Origin of the sequence: Actinocorallia libanotica (genome assembly GCF_039525175.1) — a bacterium.
GTDB classification, from domain to species: domain Bacteria; phylum Actinomycetota; class Actinomycetes; order Streptosporangiales; family Streptosporangiaceae; genus Actinocorallia; species Actinocorallia libanotica.
This window is the reverse complement of sequence record NZ_BAAAHH010000007.1, coordinates 144,126-167,860: the sequence shown is the minus strand read 5'-3', so window position 1 is coordinate 167,860 and position 23,735 is coordinate 144,126. Positions and strand designations below refer to the sequence as shown.

25 protein-coding genes are annotated in these 23,735 nt (G+C 72.3%); 12 read left to right on the top strand and 13 right to left on the bottom strand.

What is annotated here, in order from left to right; all coding sequences use genetic code 11:
• Positions 1–32: 32 nt before the first annotated feature.
• On the bottom strand, positions 33–1,295 hold the full coding sequence (gene aroA, locus ABD140_RS11815; RefSeq protein ID WP_344239840.1) for a 3-phosphoshikimate 1-carboxyvinyltransferase: 1,263 nt from the start codon (positions 1,293–1,295) through the stop codon (positions 33–35).
• 145 nt (positions 1,296–1,440) lie between these two features.
• On the opposite strand from aroA, the gene ABD140_RS11810 reads away from it, so the two are divergent.
• Genes ABD140_RS11810 through ABD140_RS11790 form a run of 5 tightly spaced genes read left to right on the top strand, consistent with a single transcriptional unit; the run spans position 1,441 to position 7,829 of the window.
• The gene (locus ABD140_RS11810) at positions 1,441–2,838 is read left to right on the top strand and encodes a cytochrome ubiquinol oxidase subunit I (RefSeq protein ID WP_344239838.1); all 1,398 of its coding nucleotides are present in this window, start codon (positions 1,441–1,443) and stop codon (positions 2,836–2,838) included.
• Between the two features lie 13 nt (positions 2,839–2,851).
• On the top strand, positions 2,852–3,853 hold the full coding sequence (gene cydB / locus ABD140_RS11805) for a cytochrome d ubiquinol oxidase subunit II (protein ID WP_344239836.1): 1,002 nt from the start codon (positions 2,852–2,854) through the stop codon (positions 3,851–3,853).
• Entirely contained in the window at positions 3,850–5,451 is a 1,602-nt protein-coding gene (gene cydD / locus ABD140_RS11800; protein WP_344239834.1) for a thiol reductant ABC exporter subunit CydD, read from the top strand. The genes cydB and cydD overlap by 4 nt, the downstream gene beginning before the upstream one ends.
• A complete protein-coding gene (gene cydC / locus ABD140_RS11795) occupies positions 5,448–7,079 on the top strand; it encodes a thiol reductant ABC exporter subunit CydC (RefSeq protein WP_344239832.1) in 1,632 nt (543 codons plus the stop codon). Before cydD ends, cydC begins: the two co-directional genes overlap by 4 nt.
• A 9-nt stretch (positions 7,080–7,088) precedes the next feature.
• A complete protein-coding gene (locus ABD140_RS11790) occupies positions 7,089–7,829 on the top strand; it encodes an SOS response-associated peptidase (protein ID WP_344239830.1) in 741 nt (246 codons plus the stop codon).
• On the opposite strand, the gene ABD140_RS11785 is transcribed toward ABD140_RS11790, so the two are convergent.
• The 6 genes from ABD140_RS11785 to ABD140_RS11760 all read right to left on the bottom strand — a co-directional run bounded on the left by ABD140_RS11785 (position 7,774) and on the right by ABD140_RS11760 (position 13,221).
• Complete coding sequence (locus ABD140_RS11785; protein WP_344239828.1) at positions 7,774–8,388, bottom strand: hypothetical protein; 615 nt, start codon at positions 8,386–8,388, stop codon at positions 7,774–7,776. The two genes, ABD140_RS11790 and ABD140_RS11785, sit on opposite strands and share 56 nt — an antisense overlap.
• Positions 8,389–8,525: 137 nt before the next feature.
• Positions 8,526–9,824 carry an HD-GYP domain-containing protein gene (locus ABD140_RS11780; RefSeq protein WP_344239826.1) on the bottom strand — a complete coding sequence of 433 codons (1,299 nt, stop codon included), beginning with the start codon at positions 9,822–9,824 and terminating at the stop codon, positions 8,526–8,528.
• On the bottom strand, positions 9,818–11,167 hold the full coding sequence (locus ABD140_RS11775; protein WP_344239824.1) for an HD-GYP domain-containing protein: 1,350 nt from the start codon (positions 11,165–11,167) through the stop codon (positions 9,818–9,820). Before ABD140_RS11775 ends, ABD140_RS11780 begins: the two co-directional genes overlap by 7 nt.
• Positions 11,168–11,448: 281 nt before the next feature.
• The gene (locus tag ABD140_RS11770) at positions 11,449–12,363 is read right to left on the bottom strand and encodes an NAD-dependent epimerase/dehydratase family protein (protein WP_344239823.1); all 915 of its coding nucleotides are present in this window, start codon (positions 12,361–12,363) and stop codon (positions 11,449–11,451) included.
• Positions 12,364–12,373: 10 nt separating this feature from the next.
• On the bottom strand, positions 12,374–12,655 hold the full coding sequence (rsrA, locus tag ABD140_RS11765) for a mycothiol system anti-sigma-R factor (RefSeq protein ID WP_344239822.1): 282 nt from the start codon (positions 12,653–12,655) through the stop codon (positions 12,374–12,376).
• Positions 12,652–13,221 carry a sigma-70 family RNA polymerase sigma factor gene (locus ABD140_RS11760; protein WP_344239976.1) on the bottom strand — a complete coding sequence of 190 codons (570 nt, stop codon included), beginning with the start codon at positions 13,219–13,221 and terminating at the stop codon, positions 12,652–12,654. Before ABD140_RS11760 ends, rsrA begins: the two co-directional genes overlap by 4 nt.
• A gap of 272 nt (positions 13,222–13,493) precedes the next feature.
• On the opposite strand from ABD140_RS11760, the gene ABD140_RS11755 reads away from it, so the two are divergent.
• From ABD140_RS11755 to bioB, 5 genes are all read left to right on the top strand, one after another.
• A complete protein-coding gene (locus ABD140_RS11755) occupies positions 13,494–14,261 on the top strand; it encodes a class I SAM-dependent methyltransferase (protein ID WP_344239820.1) in 768 nt (255 codons plus the stop codon).
• A 152-nt stretch (positions 14,262–14,413) separates the two neighbouring features.
• Positions 14,414–14,626, top strand: coding sequence for a biotin/lipoyl-binding carrier protein (locus ABD140_RS11750; protein ID WP_344239818.1), 213 nt, complete (start codon positions 14,414–14,416; stop codon positions 14,624–14,626).
• Positions 14,627–14,648: 22 nt separating this feature from the next.
• Positions 14,649–14,834, top strand: coding sequence for a biotin synthase auxiliary protein BsaP (gene bsaP, locus ABD140_RS11745; protein ID WP_344239816.1), 186 nt, complete (start codon positions 14,649–14,651; stop codon positions 14,832–14,834).
• A 93-nt stretch (positions 14,835–14,927) separates the two neighbouring features.
• Positions 14,928–15,656 (top strand): dethiobiotin synthase, encoded by a 729-nt coding sequence (bioD, locus tag ABD140_RS11740; RefSeq protein ID WP_344239814.1) that lies wholly within the window; start codon positions 14,928–14,930, stop codon positions 15,654–15,656.
• Positions 15,653–16,648, top strand: a complete 996-nt coding sequence (gene bioB, locus ABD140_RS11735) for a biotin synthase BioB (protein ID WP_344239812.1) — start codon at positions 15,653–15,655, stop codon at positions 16,646–16,648. Before bioD ends, bioB begins: the two co-directional genes overlap by 4 nt.
• Before the next feature lie 39 nt (positions 16,649–16,687).
• Here the strand turns inward: bioB and ABD140_RS11730 are convergent, their stop codons facing one another.
• Positions 16,688–17,410, bottom strand: coding sequence for a GntR family transcriptional regulator (locus ABD140_RS11730; protein WP_344239974.1), 723 nt, complete (start codon positions 17,408–17,410; stop codon positions 16,688–16,690).
• Positions 17,411–17,524: 114 nt separating this feature from the next.
• Positions 17,525–18,685, bottom strand: coding sequence for an 8-amino-7-oxononanoate synthase (locus ABD140_RS11725; RefSeq protein WP_344239810.1), 1,161 nt, complete (start codon positions 18,683–18,685; stop codon positions 17,525–17,527).
• A gap of 41 nt (positions 18,686–18,726) precedes the next feature.
• Between ABD140_RS11725 and ABD140_RS11720 the strand changes: the two genes are divergently transcribed.
• Positions 18,727–20,265 carry a sensor histidine kinase gene (locus tag ABD140_RS11720; protein ID WP_344239809.1) on the top strand — a complete coding sequence of 513 codons (1,539 nt, stop codon included), beginning with the start codon at positions 18,727–18,729 and terminating at the stop codon, positions 20,263–20,265.
• Positions 20,266–20,468: 203 nt separating this feature from the next.
• On the opposite strand, the gene ABD140_RS11715 is transcribed toward ABD140_RS11720, so the two are convergent.
• Positions 20,469–20,735, bottom strand: a complete 267-nt coding sequence (locus ABD140_RS11715) for a WhiB family transcriptional regulator (RefSeq protein WP_344239808.1) — start codon at positions 20,733–20,735, stop codon at positions 20,469–20,471.
• A gap of 287 nt (positions 20,736–21,022) precedes the next feature.
• A complete protein-coding gene (locus ABD140_RS11710; protein WP_344239972.1) occupies positions 21,023–21,955 on the bottom strand; it encodes a diacylglycerol/lipid kinase family protein in 933 nt (310 codons plus the stop codon).
• Positions 21,956–22,009: 54 nt separating this feature from the next.
• On the opposite strand from ABD140_RS11710, the gene ABD140_RS11705 reads away from it, so the two are divergent.
• Positions 22,010–22,417 carry a hypothetical protein gene (locus tag ABD140_RS11705; protein ID WP_344239807.1) on the top strand — a complete coding sequence of 136 codons (408 nt, stop codon included), beginning with the start codon at positions 22,010–22,012 and terminating at the stop codon, positions 22,415–22,417.
• Positions 22,418–22,448: 31 nt separating this feature from the next.
• On the opposite strand, the gene ABD140_RS11700 is transcribed toward ABD140_RS11705, so the two are convergent.
• A complete protein-coding gene (locus tag ABD140_RS11700; RefSeq protein WP_232835721.1) occupies positions 22,449–23,168 on the bottom strand; it encodes an RNA polymerase sigma factor SigF in 720 nt (239 codons plus the stop codon).
• 119 nt (positions 23,169–23,287) lie between these two features.
• On the bottom strand, positions 23,288–23,716 hold the full coding sequence (locus tag ABD140_RS11695; RefSeq protein WP_425544107.1) for an ATP-binding protein: 429 nt from the start codon (positions 23,714–23,716) through the stop codon (positions 23,288–23,290).
• Positions 23,717–23,735 lie beyond the last annotated feature (19 nt).

The window sequence follows — 23,735 nt, the reverse complement described above, 5'->3', positions numbered from 1 at the left end:
CCTCATCGAGGTGTTTCCAGTCGCGTGCTATGTCACTGCTCCAGCATGTTCGTCCAGAGGTCGAGGAACTCCGGGAGGGTCTTGCCCACCGTGCCGGGGTTTTCCACCTCGACGCCGGGCACGGCCAGCCCCAGGGTGGCCGCGGCCATCACCATCCGGTGGTCGTCGTAGGTGTGGAAGACGCCGCCGTGCAGCGGCCGGGGGCGGATCACCAGCCCGTCGGGCAGCTCCTCGGCGTCGCCGCCGAGCCGGGTGATCTCGGCCACCAGCGCGGCGAGCCGGTCGGTCTCGTGCCCGCGGATGTGGGCGATGCCGGTGAACCGGGACGGGCCGTCGGCCAGCGCCGCCACCATCGCCAGCACCTGGGCGACCTCCGGCGCGTCCGACAGGTCGGCGTCGATGCCGCGGATGCGCCCGGTGCCGCGCACGGTCAGGTCGCCGCCGGACAGCTCGGCCTCGCCGCCCATGAGGGGCAGCAGCTCGCGCAGCCGGTCGCCGGGCTGGACGGTGGCCGAAGGCCAGTTGCGCACGGTCACCGACCCCCCGGTGACCACCGCGGCCGCCAGGAACTGGGCGGCGTTCGACAGGTCGGGCTCGATCACGTACTCGCCGCCGCGCAGCGGGCCCGGAGCGACCCGCCAGACGTCGTCGCCGGTCTCGACCTCGGCGCCCGCGTCGCGCAGCATCCGCACCGTCATCTCCAGGTGCGGGGCGGAGGGCACGGGGGGGCCCTCGTGCCGCACCTCGATGCCGCGGGCGTAACCGGGCGCGCTCAGCAGCAGCCCGGAGACCAGCTGGGAGGAGCCGGACGCGTCGATCGTCACCCGGCCGCCCTCGACCGCGCCGGTGCCGGCGAGGGTGAAGGGCAGCAGGCCGCGACGGCCGTCCGCGACGGCGACGCCGAGGGCGCGCAGCGCCTCCAGCAGCGGGCCCATCGGCCGGACGCGGGCGTGCGGGTCGCCGTCGAAGGACACCGGCCCGGCGGCGCGGGCCGCCAGCGGGGGCACGAAGCGCATGACGTTGCCCGACAGGCCGCAGTCGACCGCGGCGGGGGCCGAGGGCGGGGCGGGCGTCACCCGCCAGTCGGTGCCCTCGTCGTCCACCCCGACGCCCAGCGCCCGCAGCGCGGCGGCCATGAGCAGGGTGTCGCGGCTGCGCAGCGCGCCCCGCAGCACGCTCGGCTCCGCGGCCTGCGCGGCGAGGATCAGCGCGCGGTTGGTCATCGACTTGGAGCCGGGCAGTTCCACCACGGCCTTGAGCGGCCCCGACGCCACGGGGGCGTTCCACCTCGTCATGAGGCCAGCCTATCGGGCGGCCCGCCAGGGCGTCTCCGGCGGTGTGAGGACGGTTACAGGGGGTGGTGCACGGGTCCGCGAAGGCGGGGTTACTGTTCGAGCAAAAGCTGGTCGAACAACTTTTGTCCCCCCCTGAGGAGGAGGAGTGGACGAGCTGTTGCTCGCGCGCCTTCAGTTCGGCGTGACGACGGTTTACCATTTTCTGTTCGTCCCCGTCACCATCGGGCTGTCCCTGCTGGTAGCAGTGCTGCAGACGGCCTGGCACCGGACCGGTAAGGAGAAGTACAAAAAGGCCGCGAAGTTCTGGGGAAAGCTCTTCACCATCAACTTCGCGCTCGGCCTCGTCACGGGAATCGTGCAGGAATTCCAGTTCGGCATGAACTGGAGCGACTATTCGCGTTTCGTGGGCGACATCTTCGGTGCTCCGCTGGCGATCGAGGCGCTGCTCGCCTTCTTCCTGGAGTCCACCTTCCTGGGCCTGTGGATCTTCGGCTGGGACCGCATCCCCAAGCGGCTGCACCTGCTGAGCATCTGGCTCGTGGCGATCGGCACCATGCTCTCGGCCTACTTCATCCTGGCCGCCAACTCCTGGATGCAGAACCCGGTCGGCTACACCTACAACGCCGAGGCCGGCCGCGCCGAGCTGGAGAGCTTCACCGCCGTCCTCACCAACGACGTGCTCAAGTGGACCTTCCCGCACACGATCTTCGGCTGCTGGGTCACCGGCGGCCTGCTCATGGTCGCGGTCTCGGCCTGGCACCTGTCCCGCCGCCGCAACAAGGACGTCATGTTCTCCTCGCTGCGGCTCGGCCTGGTCGCCACGCTCATCGGCGCGGTCGGCTTCTTCGCCTCCGGCGACATGCTCGGCAAGGTCATGACCGAGACCCAGCCGATGAAGATGGCGGCGGCCGAGGCGCTGTACGAGACCTCCGCGCCCGCCTCGTTCTCCCTGTTCACCATCGGCACCCTGGACGGGCAGAAGCCGACCTTCTCCCTGGAGGTGCCCTACCTGCTGTCCTTCCTGGGCACCGGCTCCTTCGACGGGGAGGTCCACGGCATCAACGACCTCCAGGCCGAGTACGAGGAGAAGTACGGGCCCGGCGACTACCGCCCCTACATCCCGATCACCTACTGGGGATTCCGGATCATGGTCGGCGCCGGCACGGCGATGGCGCTGATCGCGGTGCTCGGCCTCTGGCTCACCCGCCGGGGCAGGACGCCGGACAAGCCGTGGATCTGGAAGGCCGCCATCTGGTCGGCGGCGCTGCCCTTCGTCGCCAACTCCGCGGGCTGGATCTTCACCGAGATGGGCCGCCAGCCCTGGCTGGTGTTCGGCCTGCTGAAGACCGAGGCGGGCGTGTCGCCCGAGGTGCCCGGCGGCACCGTCCTGACCTCGCTGCTGGTCTTCACCGCCCTCTACGGGATCCTCGCCGTCGTCGAACTCGGCCTCATGCTCAAGTTCGCCAAGAAGGACCCGCCCGAGGACCCCTCGCCCCTGGACACGGGCGCCGACGACGAACCCCAGCTCACCTTCGCGTACTGACGGGACGACACCGATGCATCTCTACGACCTCTGGTTCGTCGCCATCGCGGTCCTGTGGATCGGCTACTTCTTCCTGGAGGGCTTCGACTTCGGCGTCGGGATCCTCTCCCGCTTCCTGGCCCGCGACGAGACCGAGCGGCGGGTGACGATCAACACGATCGGGCCCGTCTGGGACGGCAACGAGGTGTGGCTGCTCACCGCGGGCGGCGCCACCTTCGCGGCGTTCCCCGAGTGGTACGCCACCCTGTTCAGCGGCTTCTACCTGCCGCTGCTGGTCATCCTCGTCGCGCTGATCCTGCGGGCCGTGGCGTTCGACTACCGCGGCAAGGGCGAGACCGACCGCTGGCGGCGCAACTGGGACCACTGCATCTTCTGGGGATCGCTCATCCCCGCGTTCCTGTGGGGCGTGGCGTTCGGCAACATCGTCCAGGGCGTGAAGCTGAACGAGGACCACCACTACGTGGGCACCGTCCTCGACCTGCTCAACCCGTACGCGCTGCTCGCCGGGCTGGTGACGCTGTCGCTGTTCACCTTCCACGGCGCGGTGTTCCTGGCGCTGAAGACCACCGGCGAGATCCGGGAGCGCGCCAACGGGCTGGCACTCCGGCTCGGCGCGGTCGCCGCCGCCATCGCGGTGGCCTTCCTCGCCTGGACCTACGCCGAGCGGGGCACGAACGGGACGCTCGCCACCTCCGTCCTGGCCGCGCTCTTCCTCGTCGGGGCGATCGCCCTGTCGGCGAAGGGCCGCGAGGGCTGGGCGTTCGCCCTCTCCGGGCTGACGATCATCGCGGCCGTCGCGACGCTCTTCCTCGGCCTGCACCCGGACGTCATGCCGTCCACGATCGCGCCGGAGAACAGCCTGACCGTGCAGAACGCGGCGGCCACGCCCAAGACCCTGGGCATCATGACCTGGGTCGCGGTGATCTTCCTGCCGCTGATCCTGCTCTACCAGAGCTGGACCTACTGGGTCTTCCGCAAGCGCATCGGCGTCGAGCACATCCCGGCGGCGCCGTGAAGCCGTTCGACCCGCGACTGGCCCGGCACGCCCGCTCCACGGTGCCCTACCTGGCCGTCTGCGTCCTGATCGGCGCCCTCGGCGCGGCCTGCGTGATCGCCCAGTCCTGGCTGCTGGCCCACGCGATCGCCACGCTGAGCGTCCCGCCGGCGCTCCTGGGCGTCTTCGCGCTGCGCGCACTGCTCGCCTGGGCCCAGGAGATCGCCGCCCACCGCGCCTCGGCCGGTGTGAAGGCCGAACTGCGGGAGACCGTCCTGAGGTCGGCGATCAGCGGCGAGACCCCGCCCCGGACGGGCTCCCTCGCCGCCCTGGTGACCCGCGGGGTGGACGCGCTGGACCCCTACTTCTCGCGCTACCTCCCCCAGCTCGTCCTGGCCGTGATCGTGCCGGTCTCGGTGCTGGTCGTCCTTTTCCGCACCGACCCGGGATCGGCGGCGATCGTCGCCGTGACGCTGCCGCTGATCCCGGTCTTCGGGGCGCTGATCGGCCTGTACACCGAGGCGCAGACCCGACGCCAGTGGCGCACGCTGGAGGTGCTCGCGGGGCACTTCGCCGACGTCGTCTCCGGGCTGGCGACGCTGAAGGTCTTCCGGCGCGCCGGATTCCAGGCCAAGGAGATCGAACGGGTCTCGGGCGAGCACCGCAAGGTGACCCTGCGGTCCCTGCGGGTGGCCTTCATGTCCTCCCTCGCCCTGGAACTCGCCGCGACCCTGTCGGTGGCCGTCGTGGCGGTCTCGGTCGGGCTGCGCCTGGTCCACGGCGGGATGGCCTTCGAGGCCGCCCTGTTCATCCTGATCCTCGCGCCCGAGGCCTACCTGCCGCTGCGCCAGGTCGGCACCCACTTCCACGCGGCCCAGGAGGGGCTGGCCGCGGCCGAGGAGATCTTCGCGTCGCTCGCATCGGAGCGCCCCGCGCCCACCGCCCCGGCGCCCCGCGGCGGCGGGGCGCCCCGGGTGGAGTTCGACGCGCTGACCGTCCGGGACGGGCTCGCCCCGCTGGCCCTCACCCTGGAACCCGGCCGCACCACCGCGCTGGTCGGCCCCTCCGGAGCCGGGAAGTCCAGCGTGGTCGCGGCCCTGATGGGCTTCGCCCGGCCCGCCTCGGGACGGATCACCGTGGACGGCGCGGAACTCGTCCCCGAAACGGACTGGGCGGCCTGGCGCGAACAGATCGCCTGGATGCCGCAGAACCCCTACCTCATGCCCGGGACCGTCGCCGAGAACATCGCGATCGCCGTTCCCGGAGCCGCCCCGGAGGCGGTGCGCGCCGCCGCCGAGGCCACCGGCGTCCTCGGCTACACCACCCTGGACGCCCCCCTGGGCGAGGAGGGCCACGGGCTGTCCGCCGGGCAGGTCCAGCGCATCGCCCTCGCCCGCGTGCACCTGCGCTGCGCGCTCCTGGACATACGCCTGGTCCTGCTCGACGAGCCCACCGCCCACCTGGACCCGGCCACCGAACTGCAGATCACCGAGGCCCTCGCACCCATGACCCGCGACCGCACCACCCTGCTGATCACCCACCGCCGCGCCCTGGCCGCGCACGCCTACACCGTCGTGGCGTACGGCCGCAGGCTCGCCGCCGCGGGAGCCCCCGGATGAGGGGGACCGGAGCCCGCCTGGCCCTCGGCGCCCTCCTGGGCGCGGCCACCCTGGTCTGCGGGATCGGCCTGATGGCCTCCTCGGGCTGGCTGATCTCCCGCGCCGCCCAGCAGCCGCCCGTGCTGTACCTCATGGTGGCGATCGTCTCGGTGCGGGCGTTCGGGATGGGCCGCGCGGTCCTGCGCTACGCCGAACGGCTCGCCTCCCACGACGCCGCGCTGCGGCTGCTCTCCCGCACCCGGGCGCGCGTCTTCGACAAGCTCGTCGACCTGGCGCCCGGACGGCTCGGCGCGTCCCAGACCCTCGGCCTGATCGTCTCCGGCGTCGACGGCACCGCCGACCGCTGGCTGCGCGCCCGGCTGCCGATGGCGAGCGCGGCCCTGGCCGGCCTGGCCGCCGTCGCCCTGCAGACCTGGCTGCTGCCCCCCGCGGGCCTGGTCCTGCTCGCCGGACTCCTCGTCGGCGGCGTCGCGGCGCCCTGGCTGGCGGCGCGCGCGGCACGGCGGGCCGCCGTCCGCGAGGCCCTCGCCCGCGACGAGATGTCGGCCCTGACCACCCGGACCCTGCGCGGCCTGCCCGAACTCCTCGCCTACGGCGCCGCCCCCGAGCGGCTCGCCCGGATCAGAGGAGCCGACGACGAGCTGAACCGCGCCGCGGGCCGCTCCGCCTGGTCCCTCGGCCTCGCCACGGCCCTGACCACCCTGGCCTGCTGCGCCTCCGTCTTCGGCTCCCTGGCCCTGGCCGCCCCCGCCGCCCGCGCCGGAGAGCTCGACACCCTGCTGGTGGCCGTCCTCGTCCTCACCCCGCTCGCCGCCTTCGAGGCCGTCACCACCCTCTCGGCGGGCGCCCAGCAGCTGCTGCGCTCCCGCGCCGACGACGCGCTGCTCGACCGGGTGCTCCGGGCCGAACCGCCCGTCCGGGAGCCCGAGACCCCCCGCGACGCCGACCGCGAGGGCACCGCGGTGACCATCCGCGACCTGTCCGTGCGCTGGCCCGACGCCGCCGAGGACGCCCTGACCGGCTTCGACCTCGACCTCCCGCCCGGCCGCAAGATCGCCCTCTTCGGCGCCAGCGGCACGGGCAAGTCCACCCTGGCCGCCGCGCTCCTGCGCTTCGTCGAATACCGGGGGAGCATCACCCTGGGCGGCGTCGAGCTGCGCGACCTGCCCGCCGACCACGTCCACGAGCTGGTCGGCCTGTGCGCCCAGGACGCCCATGTCTTCGACACCACCGTCGCCGAGAACGTCCGCCTGGCCCGCCCCGGCGCCACCGACGAGGAGGTCGCCGAGGTCCTGCGCCGCGCCGGCCTCACCGACCTCCCCCTCACCCGCCGCGTGGGCGAGCACGGCGCCGCCGTCTCCGGCGGCGAACGCCAGCGCATAGCCCTGGCCCGCGCCCTCCTCGCCGACTTCCCGATCCTGGTCCTCGACGAGCCCGACGCCCACCTGGACTCCGACACCGCCGACCGCGTCCTGCGCGACCTCCTCCGGGCCGCCGGAGACCGCACCGTCCTCCTGATCACCCACCGCCCCGGCGTCCCCGGCGCCGACCCCGTCCTCGGCCTCGTCGACGAGGTCCTCACCCTGGTCCCGCCCGCCTCACCGGAAAATGTCGCCACCGCCGCATAGCCTGAAGGCATGTGCGGACGCTACGCGACGGCCCGTTCCCGCCAGGAGCTCCTCGACGCCTTCGACGTCGAGGTCGACGAGACCTGGGGCGAGGACGGCGAGGACCTGCTGAGAGCGGACTACAACGCCGCCCCCACCAAGACCCTCCCGGCGGTGCTGGAGAGGGCCGAGCCCGCGGCCGAGGAGACCGTCCCCGTCCGCCGCCTGAAGATGCTCCGCTGGGGCCTCGTCCCGTCCTGGGCCAAGGACGTCTCCATCGGCAACCGCATGATCAACGCCCGCGTCGAGACCGTCGCCGAGAAGCCCTCCTTCCGCCGCGCCTTCGCCAAGCGCCGCTGCCTCCTGCCCGCCGACGGCTACTACGAGTGGTACACCAACGAGGAGACCAAGAAGAAGCAGCCCTTCTTCATCGCTCCGAAGGACCGCTCGATCCTGCCCCTGGCGGGCCTCTACGAGCTGTGGAAGTCACCCGAGGACGCGTGGGTCTGGACGTTCACCCTCCTGACCACCCAGGCCGTCGACGCCGTCGGCCACATCCACGACCGCATGCCCATGACCGTCACCGACGAGGACGCCTGGCTGGACCCCGCGACCCGGGACCCCGGTTCCCTCCTGGTCCCCGCCATGTCCGGCGAGCTGGAGGCCTTTCCCGTGGCCAAGGCGGTGGGCAACGTCCGCAACAACGGCCCGTCCCTCATTCGGCCCCTGGCGCCCGAGGAGAACGGGGAGAACGGGGAGGCCCTGTTCTGATCCCGGTGTCCTGACCCGGCCTCGCGCGCTCACCGGAGGTGGTGGGGCGGGGGGACGCGGACGGGGAGACGGGCTTCAGGTCGGGGAAGTGGCGGGGGCACCAGGTGTCCAGGCGGGACGCGATCTCCTTGGGGCGGAGCTTCTTCATGTCCTTCAGGGCCGGGACGGTGGAGGCGCGGGCCGCCTCTTCGGCCACCTCGTTCTGGGCGGCGGCCTCGGCGCGGCGGCCGTCCTCGCGGAGGACGGCGGCCTGGGTGCGGGCGCTGCAGGCGGCCTGGGCGGCGCCGTCGGTGCCCGGGGGGAGGGAGAAGGTCGCGGACGCGCGGCCGCGGCGGGCGGGCTTCTCGGCGGGCGCGGCGGCGGGCGGGGTGGCGGTCACGGTGACCGTGGCGGGGGGCGGGGCGACGACGGGGTCGGGCGGGCCCGGCGGGGACGAGGTGAGGGTGAAGGAGCGCAGCCAGCCGCCCAGGACGAGCAGGAGGAGGACGGCGGAGAGGGCCAGGCAGCCCAGGAGGAACCTGCGGGTGAAGGTGCGGGCGGTGCCGTAGGGCTGGTGCATGTTCGCTCCCTGGGTGCACGGCCACGGCGGTGCGGGCCGATCGTCCGTCGAGCTGATGACCAGAAGGTTACCCAAAGTGATATATCGTCACACACCGGAGAGGTGCGGGGCACGGGATTCCCGCGGTGGGGCCGGGATCACCAGCGGTGGTTGCGGCGGTCCAGGACGGTGCCCAGGGACTCCACGACGGTCGGGTCGTACTCCGAGGCCGAGTCCAGGCGGAGGCGGTCCAGGACGGCCGCGGCGCGGTCGCGGTCGGTGGAGTCGCCCACCAGGTCGTCGTAGGCGTTGGCGACGCGGATGATGCGGCTGGCCAGCGGGGGCGCGGGCACGGCGGAGTAGGGGGCGGACTGGCAGCGCACGATGTGGGCGACCCGGTCCAGGACGCCGGTCTGCTCGATGACGTTCGCGCCGAGCTCGGCGATGCGGCGCTGCTCGGCGGGGGAGGCCAGGACGGTGGCCCCGCCGGGGATGGGGTCGGGCAGCGAGAGCTGGCCGATGTCGTGCATGAGCGCCGCGTACTCCAGCTCCAGCGACTGGGCCTCGGTCATGCCCAGCTCGCGGCTCATCGCCACGGCGAGCCTGCTGACCCGGCGCGAGTGCCCCGTCTCGACGTACCCGCCGACCTCGGTCACGCGGGAGAGCGCGCGGACGGTCTGCAGGTAGGTGGTGCGCACGGCCGCGTAGCGGCGGAAGGCGAACTGGGTGGTGAGGATCGGCGCGGTGAACAGCAGCAGCGCCGCCAGCCCCATCACGGACGTGGCGACCGCGATGAGCATGCCCGTCGCGGTCTTGGCCGCGCACAGCAGCACGCCCGCGCGGAACTCGTCGAGGAAGGCGATGCCGAACCGGACGCGGACGGCCTCGGCGCGGATCGCCGCGGCGACCACCATGTCGGAGCAGCCCGCCGTGCACGCGATGAGCGCCATCAGGCCCAGCGCCGTCCACCAGTCGCCGAGCGTCAGCCGTTCGGCGAACAGCAGCCCCGTCAGCGGGCGGAACAGGAACGCCACCACCGCGGCGACGACCAGCCGGCGCGCCATCGCGTCGAGCTGCGGCGAGCGGCCGACCGCGATGTGCGGCAGGGTGCCGGCGAGCATCCCGGCCGCGGTCACCGCCACCACCTGCAGCGCCGAGTAGGTGACGGGCTCGCCGCCGACGCTCATCAGCATGCCGTAGCCCAGCGCCCCGGCCGTGCTGATCGGCGCGACCTCGCGGCCGCCCGGCATGTTCATCCGGAACAGCTCGCCCAGCGCGATGAGCGCGCCGAAGATGATGGCGGGCTTGGGCTCGACCACGGTGCCCGTCGCGGCCAGCGAGGCGGCGGCGGCGACGGTCAGCGCCACGGCCGCGCCCAGCAGCACCAGCTGGGCGGAGTCGAAGTGCTGCCATGCCGGTCTCTCGCGCGCCACCTCCAGGCGGCCGCCCGTCACCATGCTCCCTCACCCATCACCTTGAGCGGCGCGCTCGGGTCGTCGTGGTCCTGCCGGGTGGTCTGGACGTGCTCGCCCTCGGGCACCACGACCTGCCGCGGCGGGTTCCACTCGGTCTTCTCCAGCGCGCGCAGGAAGGCCTCGACCATCTGCGGGTCGAAGTCGGTGCCGCTGCACCGGCGCAGCTCGGCGACGCCCTCGGCGACCGAGCGCGCCGGCCGGTAGGAGCGGGTGGAGGTCATCGCGTCGAACGCGTCGGCGACGCCGATGATGCGGGCGAACTCCGGGATCTCGTCGCCGGCCAGACCCATGGGGTAGCCGCGCCCGTTGAGCTTCTCGTGGTGGTGCATGATCCCGGTGAGCGCCTCGTCCAGGAAGCCGATGTCCTTGAGGATCTCCAGGCCGCGCATCGGGTGGAGCTGGATGGCGGCGAACTCCGTCTCCGACAGCGGCCCGTCCTTCTGCAGCACCTTGGTGGGGACGCCGAGCTTGCCGACGTCGTGCAGCATCCCGGCGAACCGGATGGCCTCCAGCCGCGCCGGGCTCATGCCGATCTCCTCGGCGATCATCACCGCGCCGCGGGACACCCGTTCGCTGTGTCCGCGGGTGTAGTAGTCCTTGGTCTCCACCGCCTGGCACAGCGCGGCGAGCGTGGCCTCGTGGGCGCGCTGCTGGGCGCGGGTCTGGGCGAAGGCCCAGCGCGCGGTGAACAGCGGCAGCAGCACCAGCACGGGGGCGAACAGGTCGACGGCGAGGTAGACCTCGGCGATGAGCAGCCCGAACGAGCCGTAGCCCAGCAGGCCCGGCGCGAGCAGCCGGATCTCGCCGACGAGCGCGCGCGCGGTGGCCTGGCGGCTGAGCAGCAGGATGCCGCCGACCATCACCAGGTTGCAGGCGACGTAGGCGAAGAGCGCGCCGAGGAACGGCAGCAGCTTCAGGTCGGCGGCGAGCTGCCAGGGAACGTGCGGGCCGACCGGCCGGAGCAGCTCGTGGACGGTGCCCGCGATGTATCCGCACAGGGCGAACTGCGCCGCGTTGTAGATCCGCTTGACCAGGGCGATGCGCTGGAACGCGGCGAGGGCGCAGGCGCCGACGAGCGCGGCGCCCTCGGGGCCGAGCAGGACCACCGAGGCCAGGCAGGCTGAGAAGCTGAGAGAGACCCGCGCCCGCTCCAGGTTGAGCAGGGCGGGCGCGGAGTCGCAGATGAGGAACAGTGCGGCCAGGACGATGAACGTCCGCGGCCGCACGTCCGCGTAGGAGGCGGTGGCGAGCACGAGGACCGCGCCGCCGACCACCGCGGCGACATAGCTCCAGGCGGCGGCGGGAAGGCCGTGACGTTCGCGCATGCCGCCGCCTTTCGGTACTGGCTCTCTAGACCCAGGAGACGCCCATGGGCTCGGTCAGCAGCACCGCGGCGACCGCCGCCGCTTGGAGCACGACGAACGACACGTACCTGAGCATGGTGGTTCTCCCCCCGAAGAAATCCGGGGGATTTCCCCGGATCTGGTACCTTGCTCCCCGCCACTGGCCGGTTCAGCCCAAGACTAACCAACGTGACGTTGCTCCCACAGCAACACGGAAAATCGAGAGCAAAGCGTGAACAGAACGTCACGTAATGTTGGACGATCTACCGGCCTCGCGCCCACGCCACGGTGGCGGCCAGCCCCTCCTCCAGCGAGGTGCGCGGCTTCCAGCCGAGCCCGTCCAGCGCGGGCGCGGGGTCGAGCGCCATCGCGGGCAGGTCGCCCAGGCGGAAGGGCGCGGTGCCCGGCTCGTCCGGGGCGCCCGCGGCCGCGGCGACGAGGGCGTGCAGCCGCCGGTCGGTGGTCTGCACCCCGGTGCCGATGTTGAAGCGCTCGCCCGAGCCGGTCTCCAGCGCCCTGGCGTAGGCGTCGACCACGTCGGCGACGTACACGTAGTCGCGGGTGTTGCCGCCGTCCCCGTACACGATGGTGGGGCGGCCCTCCAGCAGCGCGGCGGTGAAGATGGAGATGACCCCGGCCTCGCCCTCGGGGGTCTGGCGGGGGCCGTAGACGTTGGCCAGCGCCAGCGTCGTGTAGTCCAGGCCGTGCAGCTCGCGGTAGGCCCGCAGGTAGATCTCGCCGGTCGTCTTGGAGGCGGCGTAGGGGGACTTGGGACGCAGCTCGGCGTCGGCCCCGACGGGCAGCGAGTCCGGCACGCCGTACACCGCGCAGCTGGAGGTGAACACCGTCTTGCGGGCGCCCGCGGCGCGGGCGGCCTCCAGCACGTTGATGGTGCCCATGACGTTGGTGCGGGCGTCGAGCAGCGGGTCGGAGACGCTGCGGCGGACGCTCACCTGGGCCGCCAGGTGGCAGACGACCTCGGGGGAGCGGGCGGTCGCCAGGGCGGTCAGCGCCGGGTCGGCGATGTCGAGGTCGTGGAGCTCGACGCGGCCGCCGAGGTTGTCCCTGCGCCCGGAGGCGAGGTTGTCGACGGCTATGACGTCGTGTCCGTCGGACAGGAGCCGGTCGACGAGATGCGAGCCGATGAACCCGGCCGCGCCGGTGACGAGGATGCGCACTCGCGCAAGCCTACTGCTCGGTCTCCGCCTGCGGGGGCGAGGCCAGCAGCTGCTCTATCCGGCCGAGCACCTTGGTCTTCAGGTCGGCGGGCACGGGGTCGCAGCCGCAGGCCTTGCCGACCAGCTTCTTCACCGACTCCTCCAGCCCGTACTCGCGCAGGCAGGGGCCGCACTCGTCGAGGTGCTGCTGGATCTCGGCGCAGCCCACGTCCTCGAGCTCGCCGTCGATGTAGGTGTAGACCCGGGCGAGTACCTCGCTGCACGGCGTTCCGTGCTCGTTCCCGCAGCTCACTGTGAACCCTCCCGGGTGAGGCCTCGTTCCACGGCGTAGTCCTCCAGCATGGTGCGCAGCTGGCGCCGCCCCCGGTGCAGCCGCGACATCACCGTACCGATGGGAGTGTTCATGATGTCGGCTATCTCCTTATAGGAGAAGCCTTCGACGTCGGCGAGGTAGACGGCGATGCGGAAGTCCTCGGGCAGGTCCTGCAGCGCCTTCTTGATGTCGGAGTCGGGCAGGTGGTCCAGCGCCTCGGCCTCGGCCGACTTCAGTCCGGTCGAGGTGTGGGACTCGGCCCGGGCCAGCTGCCAGTCCTCGATGTTCTCGGTGCCGGTGTTCTTCGGCTCCCGCTGTTTCTTGCGGTAGCTGTTGATGAACGTGTTGGTGAGGATGCGGTAGAGCCACGCCTTGAGGTTGGTGCCCTCTTTGAACTGGTGGAAGGAGGCGAAGGCCTTGGCGAAGGTCTCCTGGACGAGGTCTTCGGCGTCCGCGGGGTTGCGGGTCATCCGCAGCGCGGCCGGATAGAGCTGGTCGAGGAAGGGCAGCACATCGCGCTGGAAGCGCTCGCTGCGCTGGGCCATCGTCTCGGTGGAGCCCGGTACTGTACCCACCCCCTGGGAAGGAACCGATACACGATCTTGCTGATACGACAATAGCCGCACGTCCTGACCACCGCCGTCACGGACCCCTGCGAGTACCGGCATGGACCACCCCTCACACGTTGTACCTTCGAGGCAACAGCGGAAGGCAGGTGCGCATTCCCGGAAGACGATCCTTCCCTCCGGCGCCGAGGGGTGACGTGACGGCCGGTACGGGGAAGGATGACCCGTACACGTAGACAGGAGTCCCCCTTTTGCTGCCGCTACCGGGCAGATCCCCCGCGCTCAACCAGGATCACGACCACGACGAGCTGTCGGGCTACTGGAGGTTCTACCACGCCGTGGCCTCGGCCCAGCTGGCGCGCTGGCTGCCCCGGCGCAGTTCCGTGATCCTGGACGTCTCGGGCGGGGAGAGCCGGTCGGCCCGGCAGGCCGCGGCGGCCGGGCACCACGTGCTGGAGGTGGCCACGGGACCCGGGGACGGGCAGGAGGCCTCCCCGGACGGGCGGCGGCGGATCGTGGCGGATCCCTCCACCCTGGACTTCCTGGTCGACGGCAGCATGGACGCGGTGATCGCCGAGGACGGGGTGCTCTCCCGCTGCCTGGCCACCGAGGAGACGGTCCAGGAGATCGCCCGGGTGCTGCGGCCCGGCGGCCGGGTGCTGCTGTGCGTGGACTCCCTGACCCTGGGCCTGGCGGTGCTGGCCGAGCAGAACCTGTGGCCGCACCTGTCGGACGTGCCGCGCGCCGAGGTGGTCCTGGTGCCCTGGCCGGACGGGACGATCACCCGCTGCTTCTGGTCGGCCCAGGTGCGGGAGTTCCTGGCGGAGGCGGGGCTGGAGACCGAGTGGATCAGGCCGCGCACCGTGGTGTCGCCCTCCACCGCCGAGCACCTGCTCGGCCAGGACCCCGGGGCTCTGGCCCAGCTGGTGCGCACCGAGCTGCAGACCCCCTACGACTGCCGGGTCGAGGACGAGTCGGTCGGCATCCACCTGCTGGCGAGCGCGATCAAGTCCTGGTGAGGCACCGGGCCGCCGCCCTTCCCGTACGGCGCTCCCCGGCGCGGCCCGTTCGCGCGGAGCACCCGCCCGGTTACATTCGGTGGATCCGCTGATCGCGGAGGCGTCGGCCCGCGCGGCGGGCCGGCCGGGGGTGCCGAACGAAGGGGGCCGCTGTGGCCGAGGTCCGCGCGGAACTGGTCTCGAACGTCTGGAAGGTGCTGGTCCCGGCGGGGACGGCGGTGGCCGAGGGGGACGCCCTGGTCATCCTGGAGTCGATGAAGATGGAGATCCCGGTGCTGGCCGAGGAGGGCGGCACCGTCACCCGGGTGGCGGTCGCGGAGGGCGACGTGATCCAGGAGGGCGATCTCATCGCGGTGATCGAGTAGCCGTCCAGTAGGTTGTGCGCCCATGGAGCCCATGGAGACGTACTGCGAGCACTGCGGCGAGGCGGGTCTGCACGCCGCCTGCCGGGAGGCACTGCGGCTGGAGCCGCCCCGTTTCTGCGCGCGCTGCCGCCGCCGCATGGTGGTGCAGGTCACTCCGCGCGGGTGGACGGCCCGCTGCGCGGAGCACGGCACCCTGACCTCGGCCTGAACCCCCCCGGCACGCCCCCGTACAACGGGAGCCCCTGTTTTCTGTGGGATCCCGTGCGGAGCGCGCCGGGGGCCTGGGGCTAGGGTCGGGGCCGTGAGTGTGCTGATCGTCACCGGCACCGATACCGGTGTCGGAAAGACCGTGGTGACGGCCGCGCTGGCCGCCCTGGCGGCGGCCCGGGGGGCGTCCGTGGCGGTGGTGAAGCCCGCCCAGACCGGAGTGGGCCCGGACGAGCCGGGCGACCTGCAGGAGATCGGGCGCCTGGCCGGCGTCACCGACCTGCACGAGGGCGCCCGCTTCCCCGACCCGCTGTCGCCCGCCGCGGCGGCCCGGGTCTCCGGGCTGCCGCCCGTCCAGCTGCCGGCGGCGGCCGGGCTGGTGGGCGAGCTGGCGCACGGCCGCGACCTGGTGCTGGTCGAGGGCGCCGGGGGGCTGCTGGTGCGCTTCGACGAGGAGGGCAACACCCTGGCCGACCTGGCGCGCTGGCTGGGCGCGGCGGTGGTGGTGACCGCCCGGGCGGGCCTGGGCACCCTCAACCACACCGCGCTGACCCTGGAGGCGCTGGCGCACCGCGGCGTGCAGCTGGCGGGCGTGGTCGTCGGGTCCTGGCCCGCCGAGCCCGACCTGGCCGAGCGCTGCAACCTTTGCGACCTGGAGACCCTGGCCGCCCGGCCGCTGGCCGGCGCGCTGCCCGCGGGGGCGGGCGCCCTGCCGGCCGCCGAGTTCCTGCTCGCCGCCCGTGCCGGGCTCTCCCCGGCATTCGGCGGGACGTTCGACGCCGCTACGTTCCGTGAGACCCACCAGAAAGGCACAACCCCGTGACTGACATCCTGACGATCGCCAGGCAGCAGGTGCTGGAGGAGGGCCGGGGGCTCGACCAGGCGCAGGCCCTGGAGTGCCTCTCACTCCCCGACGAGCGGCTGGAGGAGCTGCTCGCCCTCGCCCACGAGGTGCGCATGCGCCACTGCGGCCCGGAGGTCGAGGTCGAGGGCATCATCTCGGTCAAGACCGGCGGCTGCCCCGAGGACTGCCACTTCTGCTCGCAGTCCGGCCAGTTCACCTCGCCGGTGCGCGCCGCGTGGCTGGACATCCCCTCGCTGGTCGAGGCCGCCAAGGAGACCGTCAAGACCGGCGCCACCGAGTTCTGCATCGTGGCCGCCGTCCGCGGGCCCGACCAGCGGCTGATGGACCAGGTGAAGAAGGGCATCGAGGCGATCAACGCCGAGGTGGAGATCCAGATCGCCTGCTCGCTGGGCATGCTCACCCAGGAGCAGGTGGACGCGCTGTCCTCGTGGGGCGTGCACCGCTACAACCACAACCTGGAGACCGCGAAGTCGCACTTCCCCAAGGTGGTCACCACCCACACGTGGGAGGAGCGCTGGGACACCCTCCAGATGGTCCGCGACGCCGGCATGGAGGTCTGCTGCGGCGGCCTCATCGGCATGGGCGAGACCCTGGAGCAGCGCGCCGAGTTCGCCGCCCAGCTCGCCGAGCTGGACCCGCACGAGGTGCCGCTGAACTTCCTCAACCCCCGTCCGGGCACCCCCTTCGAGAGCTTCCCGGTCGTGGAGGGCGCCGAGGCGCTGAAGACGATCGCGACCTTCCGCCTGGCCCTGCCGCGCACCATCCTGCGCTACGCTGGCGGCCGCGAGCTGACCCTGGGCGACCTGGGCACCCGCGAGGGCCTGCTCGGCGGCATCAACGCCATGATCGTCGGCAACTACCTCACCACCCTGGGCCGCGACGCCGACAAGGACCTGGACCTGCTCACCGAGCTCCAGATGCCGATCAAGGCGCTCAGCCAGACCCTGTAGGCGGGACCCGTCCGTCCGGGGACCCCGGACGGACGGCCCTCACGCGCCGGGGCGGCGCAGGCGGGTGACGAACTTGTAGCGGTCGCCGCGGTAGAAGGACTGCGCCCATTCGACGGGCTCGCCCGCGGTGTCGAAGGACTGGCGCGAGATCAGCATCAGCGGCAGGCCGACGTCGACGCCCAGGACCTGGGCGTCGTAGGGGGTGGCCAGCACCGTCTCGATCGTCTCCTCGGCCTCGGCCAGGTGCACGTCGTAGGCGGCGGCGAGGGTCTCGTACAGCGACAGGTTGCGCGAGAGCTCCTTGCGCAGGCCGGGGAAGCGGCGCGCGGGCAGGTGCGTGTAGTCGATCGACATCGGGTCGCCGTCGGCCAGCCGCAGCCGGTGGATGCGCAGGACCCGGCCGCCGGGGCGGATGCCCAGCAGCGAGGCGAGCCGTTCGTCGGCGGTCAGGTACACCACGTCCAGGATCTTGGTCTCCGGGCGGAGGCCGTGGTGGCGCATGTCCTCGGTGTAGCCCACCAGTTGGAGCTGGTGGGGGACCTTGGGCTTGGCCACGAAGGTGCCCTTGCCCTGGATGCGCTGCAGCCGCCCCTCGACGACCAGTTCGGCCAGCGCCTGGCGTACCGTGGTGCGGGAGGTGCCGTAGCGCTCGGCGAGGGTGCGCTCGGGCGGCAGCGGGCTGCCCGGCGGCAGCGAGGTGATCAGCTCGACGAGCAGTTCCTTGAGGCGGTAGTACTTCGGGACCCGCGGTGCGCTCGCCAGCGGCGAGCCCGGGCTCTGCGGCCTGCTCGCGAGCGGGCCGAGCCCGAAATCACCAAGGGCGTGTTCGGCTGTCAACGAGTCTCCCTGTTTGTTCACCGCCGGTTCGGCTCGATGCTACGCGAGCAGATTACGGTCATCCGACCGGGCGACCGCGCGCAGTCCCTGCTCGAGGGCTGTGAGTTCCGACTCGTCGAGACTCGCCCTCGCGGTGATCCTCAGGCACGCGCGGCCCTCGGGCACCGATGGTGGCCGAAAACAGCCAACTTTCAGCCCGTTCTCCAGGCAGGTTTCGGCCCCGCGCAGCGCTGCCCGCGCCTGTCCCAGAAAGACCGGAACCACCGCCGCGTCGGGCGTCGAGGTCACCAGCCCGTGCGACTCGGCGATCTTGACGATGGCGCGGGCGTGGGCGCGGGCCCGCGCCGGCAGCTCCGGCGCCGCCTCGATGACGTCCAGCGCGGCCAGCGCCGCGCCCAGCGCCGCCGGGTTCAGGCCGGTGTCGAAGATCATGGTCCGGCCGGTGTCGACCAGCGCCTCGACCACCTCGGGGGCGCCCAGGACCGCTCCGCCCTGGGAGGCCAGCGACTTGGACAGGGTGAGGGTGAGCACGACGTCGGGCTCGCCGGCCAGGCCGGCCGCCCAGGCCGCGCCCCTGCCGTACTCGCCGACGACGCCCAGGGCGTGCGCCTCGTCGATGACCAGCAGTGCGCCGTGGCGGCGGGCCAGCCGGTGCAGCTCGGCCAGCGGCGCCAGGTCGCCGTCGACCGAGAAGACGGCGTCGGTGACGACCAGCGCGTGCTCCTCGGCGCGGTCGCGCAGGGCGGCCTCGACGGCGGCGGTGTCGCGGTGCGGGGCGATGGCCACGCGGGCGCGCGACAGGCGGCAGGCGTCCACGATCGAGGCGTGGTTGACCTGGTCGGACACCACCAGCGAGCCGGGCCCCGAGAGGGCCGCCACGGCCCCCAGGTTGGCCAGGTAGCCCGAGGAGAAGGTCAGGCCCGCCGCGGCCCCGCAGAAGGCGGCCAGGCGCTCGTCGAGCTCGGCGTGCAGCCGGGTGGTCCCGGTGACCAGGCGCGACCCGGTGGAACCGGTGCCGTACTCGCGCACGGCGCGCACCGCGCCCTCGATCAGCCGCGGGTCGCGCGACAGCCCGAGGTAGTCGTTGGAGGCGAGGTCGACCAGCCCGTCGTGGTCGGCGGTCCGGGGGCGCAGCCGCCGCCGCAGTCCCGCGTCCTCCCGCCGGGCGGCGGCTTCACGCAGTCTGTCCAAGGGGTTCACCTCCCCATCCTCCCAGGTGCCCCTGCTGCCATGATGGGCAGGTGCCTACCCTGTCCGATCTCGTCCGCGGCCAGACCGACCTCGACCAGCGGGACCTGGAGTGGCTGCACTCCCTGGTCTCGGACTGGCAGCTGCTGGCGGACCTGTCCTTCGCCGATCTCGTGCTGTGGGTGCCCCAGCGCGACCCGAGCCGCCCGGCGGGCCCCGGGCAGTGGCCGCCGAGCGCGGTCCAGGGGTGGGTGTGCGTGGCGCAGATGCGGCCGACGACCGGCCCGACCGCCTACCCCGACGACCTCGTCGGCAAGATCGTGCGGACGGGCCGGCGCGGCCTCATCGACGTGGCGTGGCGGGAGCGCCGCATCGTGCGGGAGGGCGACCCGGAGTGGGGCGGCGGCATCCCGGTGCGGGAGGAGTCGATACCCATCCTGGCGCGGCGGGACAGCGGCACCAAGATGATCGGGGTGATCCAGCGCAGCACCAACCTCAGCTCCGCGCGCACCCCCTCCCGGCTGGAGCTGACCTACCTGCAGAGCGCCAGCGACCTGGCCCAGATGATCGCCGAGGGCAGGTTCCCGGTGCCCGACGCCGAGCCCAACCTCATCCGCTCGCCCCGGGTCGGCGACGGCCTGCTGCGGGTGGACCTGGCCGGCCGCGTCGTCTACGCCAGCCCCAACGCGCTGTCGGCCTTCCGCCGGCTGGGCCTGGCCACCGACCTGGTCGGCGTGCACCTGGGGGAGACCGCCGCCCGCCTGGCCGACGACGGCGCGCCGGTGGACGAGTCGCTGGTCGGCGTGCTCAGCGGGAAGGCCGACCGCGAGGTCGAGATCGAGGCCAACGGCTCGGTGGTGCAGCTGCGGGTGATCCCGATCATCGTCTCGGACGAGCGCGTCGGCTCGATCGCGCTCATGCGCGACGTCACCGAGCTGCGCTGGCGCGACCGCGAGCTGCTGAGCAAGGACGCCACCATCCGGGAGATCCACCACCGGGTGAAGAACAACCTGCAGACGGTCGCGGCGCTGCTGCGGCTGCAGGCGCGGCGGCTGCGCATCCCCGAGGGGCGGGCGGCGCTGGAGGAGGCGGTGCGCCGGGTCGGCTCGATAGCCATCGTGCACGAGACCCTCTCGCACACCCCCGACGAGCTGATCGACTTCGACGACATCGCCGACCGGGTGATCGCCATGTCGGGGGAGGTGATGGCGGTGGAGACGCGGGTGCACCCGCAGCGGCGCGGCAACTTCGGGGTGCTGCCCGCGGCGATCGCCAGCCCGATCGCGATGATCCTCACCGAGCTGCTGCAGAACGCGCTGGAGCACGGCTTGGCGCAGCGGGGCGGCGTCCTGGAGGTGCTGGCGACGCGCACCGAGGGCAGGCTGCGGCTGGTGGTCTCCGACGACGGCGTGGGCCTGCCGCCGGACTTCGACCCCGAGAACGCCGACAGCCTCGGCCTGCAGATCGTCCGGACGCTCACCGAGAGCGAGCTGGGCGGCAGCCTGGAGTTCGGCGAGCGGCGCGGCGGCGGCACCGAGGTCACCCTCGACCTCCCGCTCGCCTCTCTTCCGCAGGCGCGGGAGCGCCCCTAGAAAGCCGAAACGCGCCCCGGGGGACCCTGGACGCGTCGACCGTCACTCGCCGGCCCGGGTTCGCCCCGGGCCTCGCGGGGGATCCATGGGGTCCCGGAGTTTCCAGGCCCTTGCGGAAATCCCGCGGAAAGAAGTGCGGAGAGGTGAACCGGAATGGCACCGGATACGTCCTACTCCGTGAAAAGCAGTTCTTGCGGGAGAAGCTAGACGGAGGCGTTCATGTTGGCACGGGCCCGGGCGCGTGCCGCACGGCGCTTGAGGGCGCGGCGCTCGTCCTCGCTCAGGCCGCCCCACACCCCGGCGTCCTGGCCGGACTCCAGGGCCCAGCGCAGACAGCCGTCGGTCACGTCGCACTGACGGCAGACCTGCTTGGCCTCTTCGATCTGCAGCAGGGCCGGTCCGGTGTTTCCGATGGGGAAGAACAGCTCGGGGTCCACGTCACGGCAGGCTGCGCGGTGGCGCCAGTCCATGCGTCCACTCCTTCTCGAAATGAAACTCGGTGCGTTTCACGATGCGGGATGTGATCCGAGCCACATAAGGCCTCGGGATACGCCGGTCGCAGCTCAGATCCTCTGCCCTGTCTGACGGCGCACTTTGAGCGTGTCAGGGGGGCATTGGACGGCGCAAGTACTTTGAGAAACGTTTCTCAAGGTATGGATGTCGTATGTGTCACACCGCTGGAACGTGGTTGTCACATTAGTCGGGCAGGCGGTTGTGCAGGCACGTCGGCGCAGCTCAGGGTAATGAGAGTTTCATCTCAGATGACCACTCGTATTGCTTTGGGCACGCTGTGGAACACCAAATGATCACGTAGCCCCAGGTAATCCCCGTCGACCTGCAAAGCCATGGGCCGGGTGGTCTTGATCGTGAGTTCCGGCACGTCATGCAATTCCACCACATGCCTTCCGCGCGGCCCTCCGGTCGCCGGGACCGTCATCTGCGCCAGCGCGCCCAGCACCGGGAGGACGTCCAGGCTGCGCAGGCCGAACAGGTCGAGGCCGGTGCCGAATCCCGCCCGCGGGCTCGGGACGATCGGGCGCGGGCCCAGATACGTCCACGGCGAGGCGTTGGAGACGAAGGCGAGGAAGAGGCCGCGCGCCACCCGCCCCCGGTCGTCGCGGACCTCCAGCGCGGGGTGCCGCCGGTCGGTGGCGGAGAAGAACTGCCGCAGGCCGCCCCGCACGTACATCGCGTTCGAGGCCTTGCCGCCGCCCCGCAGCTCCTCCACGGCCCGCACCACCTCGGCGTCCAGCCCGAGCCCCGTGGTGAAGGTGAAGTAGCGGTCCTCCACCCCGGTGGCGACGTGCCCCAGGCCGATCGTGCGGGTGCGCCCGGCGCGCAGCGCCCCCAGGATCGCCGCGATGGAGCGCAGCGGGTCGTTGGGCAGCCCCAGCGCGCGGGCCAGCACGTTGGCGTTGCCGCCGGGCAGGACGGCCAGCGCCGGCCGGTCGTCGGCGCCGGTACCACCACCCGCCATCAGCCCGTTGACCGCCTCGTTGACGGTGCCGTCGCCGCCGAGGGCGATGACGAAGTCGTACCCTCTGGCCGCGGCGAGGGCCGCGAGCTCCGTGGCGTGGCCGCGGTGGCGGGTCTCGGCGGTCTCCACCTTCAGGTCGCCGGCGAACGCGCGGGTGAGCAGCTCCCGGGCCCTCAGCGTGGTGGAGGTGGCTGTCGGATTGGCGATGAGCATGGCGTGCACGACCGTCAGGGTATTTCACGCGGGCCCGGCGGTAGGCTGGCGGGCGTGCCGAACCGTCCACCTTTCACGCTGCTCCTGGCGGCCGCGCTGGAGGCCCTCCTGGGGCTGGTCGCCGTCGCGGGCGGGCTCTACACCGCCGTCGAGACCGTGGTGGGAGACCCGCTGAACACCACGACCGCGCTCGCCGTGGCGGTGCTCGCGGTCGGCGGCGGCGCCCTGATGCTCAAGGTCGCGCACGGGCTGTACCGGGCGCAGAGCTGGAGCCGCTCGCCCGCCGTGCTGACGCAGCTGTTCCTGCTGCCGGTCGCGGTGTCGCTGGTGCAGAGCGACCAGCCGCAGCTGGGCTACCCGCTGGTGGCCCTGGCCGTGTGCGCGCTGGTCGCGCTGTTCGCCAGGCCGACCGGCCTCGCCCTGTACGGGATGGGCGAAGACGAGGAGGAGCGGCCGGAGTAGCTCCGGTCCCGCTCCTCCGTCCAGGACACGCTCAGTCCTCGGCGGTCAGTCCCTCGCGCAGCTGGGCCAGGGTCCTGGCCAGCAGGCGGGAGACGTGCATCTGGCTGATGCCCAGTTCGGTGGCGATCTGGGACTGGGTCATGTTGCCGAAGAAGCGCAGCAACAGGATCTTCTTCTCGCGGGGCGGGAGCTTCTCCAGCAGCGGCTTGAGGGACTCGCGGTACTCCACGCCTTCGAGCGACTCGTCGATCATGCCGAGCGAGTCGGCGACGGCGGGCGCGTCCTCGTCCCCGGAGTCCGGGGCGTCCAGCGAGACGGTGGAGTAGGCGTTGGCGGACTCCAGGCCCTCCAGCACCTCCTCCTCGGTCATCTGCAGATGGGCGGCCAGCTCCGCGACGGTGGGCGCGCGGCCCTCCTTCTGGGCGAGCTCGCTGATCGCCTTGGTCAGGCTGAGCTTGAGCTCCTGCAGCCGGCGCGGCACGCGCACGGCCCAGCCCTTGTCGCGGAAGTGGCGCTTGATCTCGCCCACGATGGTCGGTGTGGCGTAGGTGGAGAACTCCACCCCGCGCTCCAGGTCGAAGCGGTCGATCGACTTGATCAGCCCGATGGTGGCCACCTGGACCAGGTCGTCCAGCCACTCGCCGCGGTTGCGGAAGCGGCGGGCCAGGTACTCCACCAGCGGGAGGTGCATCTCGACCAGCTGGTCACGGATGCGCTGCCGTTCGGGGTCGCCCTCGGGCAGGTTCTGCATCCGGTGGAACAGTTCCTTGGCCCGGGACCGGTCCGGAACTGCTGCGGCACGCTGCGGCTCGGGCACCACGGCCTCCTCGGCCAGGACGCCCTCTCCCTCGGAAGTGCGCTCGGGGGTCGTCACGGAGCTCCGCCCGCGCCCCGCCGCTTCTGCAGCGTGACGGTCACCCGGTCGTCGGGGCCTGCGGTGGCGTCGACCTCGCCGGCGAGCGAGGACAGCACGGTCCAGGCGAAGGTGTCGCGGCTGGGCGTGCGCCCGTCCACGGTCAGGACGGTCACCGCGATGCGCATCGCGTCACCGGCCAGTTCGAACTCGCAGACCAGGTCCGTTCCCGGGACGGCCTGGGCGAGCAGCATCGCGCACGCCTCATCGACGGCGATCCGCAGATCCTCGATCTCGTCGATGGTGAAGTCGAGCCTGACCGCGAGCCCGGCCGTCGCGGTGCGCAGCACCGACAGATAGGCACTCGCAGCAGGCAGCTTCACGGTCACCACGTCACGCGTGGTGAGTTTGGTACCTGCCGTCATGGCGGCGGTTTCCTCAGTCACGTATCTCCCTCTTCGGGGT

Bases quoted from the DNA above. Each gene is read 5' to 3' on its own strand.
- cydC (WP_344239832.1), top strand. From the start codon at position 5,448: ATGAGGGGGACCGGAGCCCGCCTGGCCCTCGGCGCCCTCCTGGGCGCG.
- ABD140_RS11715 (WP_344239808.1), bottom strand. From the start codon at position 20,735: ATGGACTGGCGCCACCGCGCAGCCTGCCGTGACGTGGACCCCGAGCTG.
- ABD140_RS11780 (WP_344239826.1), bottom strand. From the start codon at position 9,824: ATGGTGACGGGCGGCCGCCTGGAGGTGGCGCGCGAGAGACCGGCATGG.
- ABD140_RS11760 (WP_344239976.1), bottom strand. From the start codon at position 13,221: ATGGCCCAGCGCAGCGAGCGCTTCCAGCGCGATGTGCTGCCCTTCCTC.
- ABD140_RS11710 (WP_344239972.1), bottom strand. From the start codon at position 21,955: ATGCTCATCGCCAATCCGACAGCCACCTCCACCACGCTGAGGGCCCGG.
- aroA (WP_344239840.1), bottom strand. From the start codon at position 1,295: ATGACGAGGTGGAACGCCCCCGTGGCGTCGGGGCCGCTCAAGGCCGTG.
- ABD140_RS11785 (WP_344239828.1), bottom strand. From the start codon at position 8,388: ATGCACCAGCCCTACGGCACCGCCCGCACCTTCACCCGCAGGTTCCTC.
- cydB (WP_344239836.1), top strand. From the start codon at position 2,852: ATGCATCTCTACGACCTCTGGTTCGTCGCCATCGCGGTCCTGTGGATC.
- ABD140_RS11775 (WP_344239824.1), bottom strand. From the start codon at position 11,167: ATGCGCGAACGTCACGGCCTTCCCGCCGCCGCCTGGAGCTATGTCGCC.
- ABD140_RS11700 (WP_232835721.1), bottom strand. From the start codon at position 23,168: ATGCAGAACCTGCCCGAGGGCGACCCCGAACGGCAGCGCATCCGTGAC.
- bsaP (WP_344239816.1), top strand. From the start codon at position 14,649: ATGGAGCCCATGGAGACGTACTGCGAGCACTGCGGCGAGGCGGGTCTG.
- ABD140_RS11790 (WP_344239830.1), top strand. From the start codon at position 7,089: ATGTGCGGACGCTACGCGACGGCCCGTTCCCGCCAGGAGCTCCTCGAC.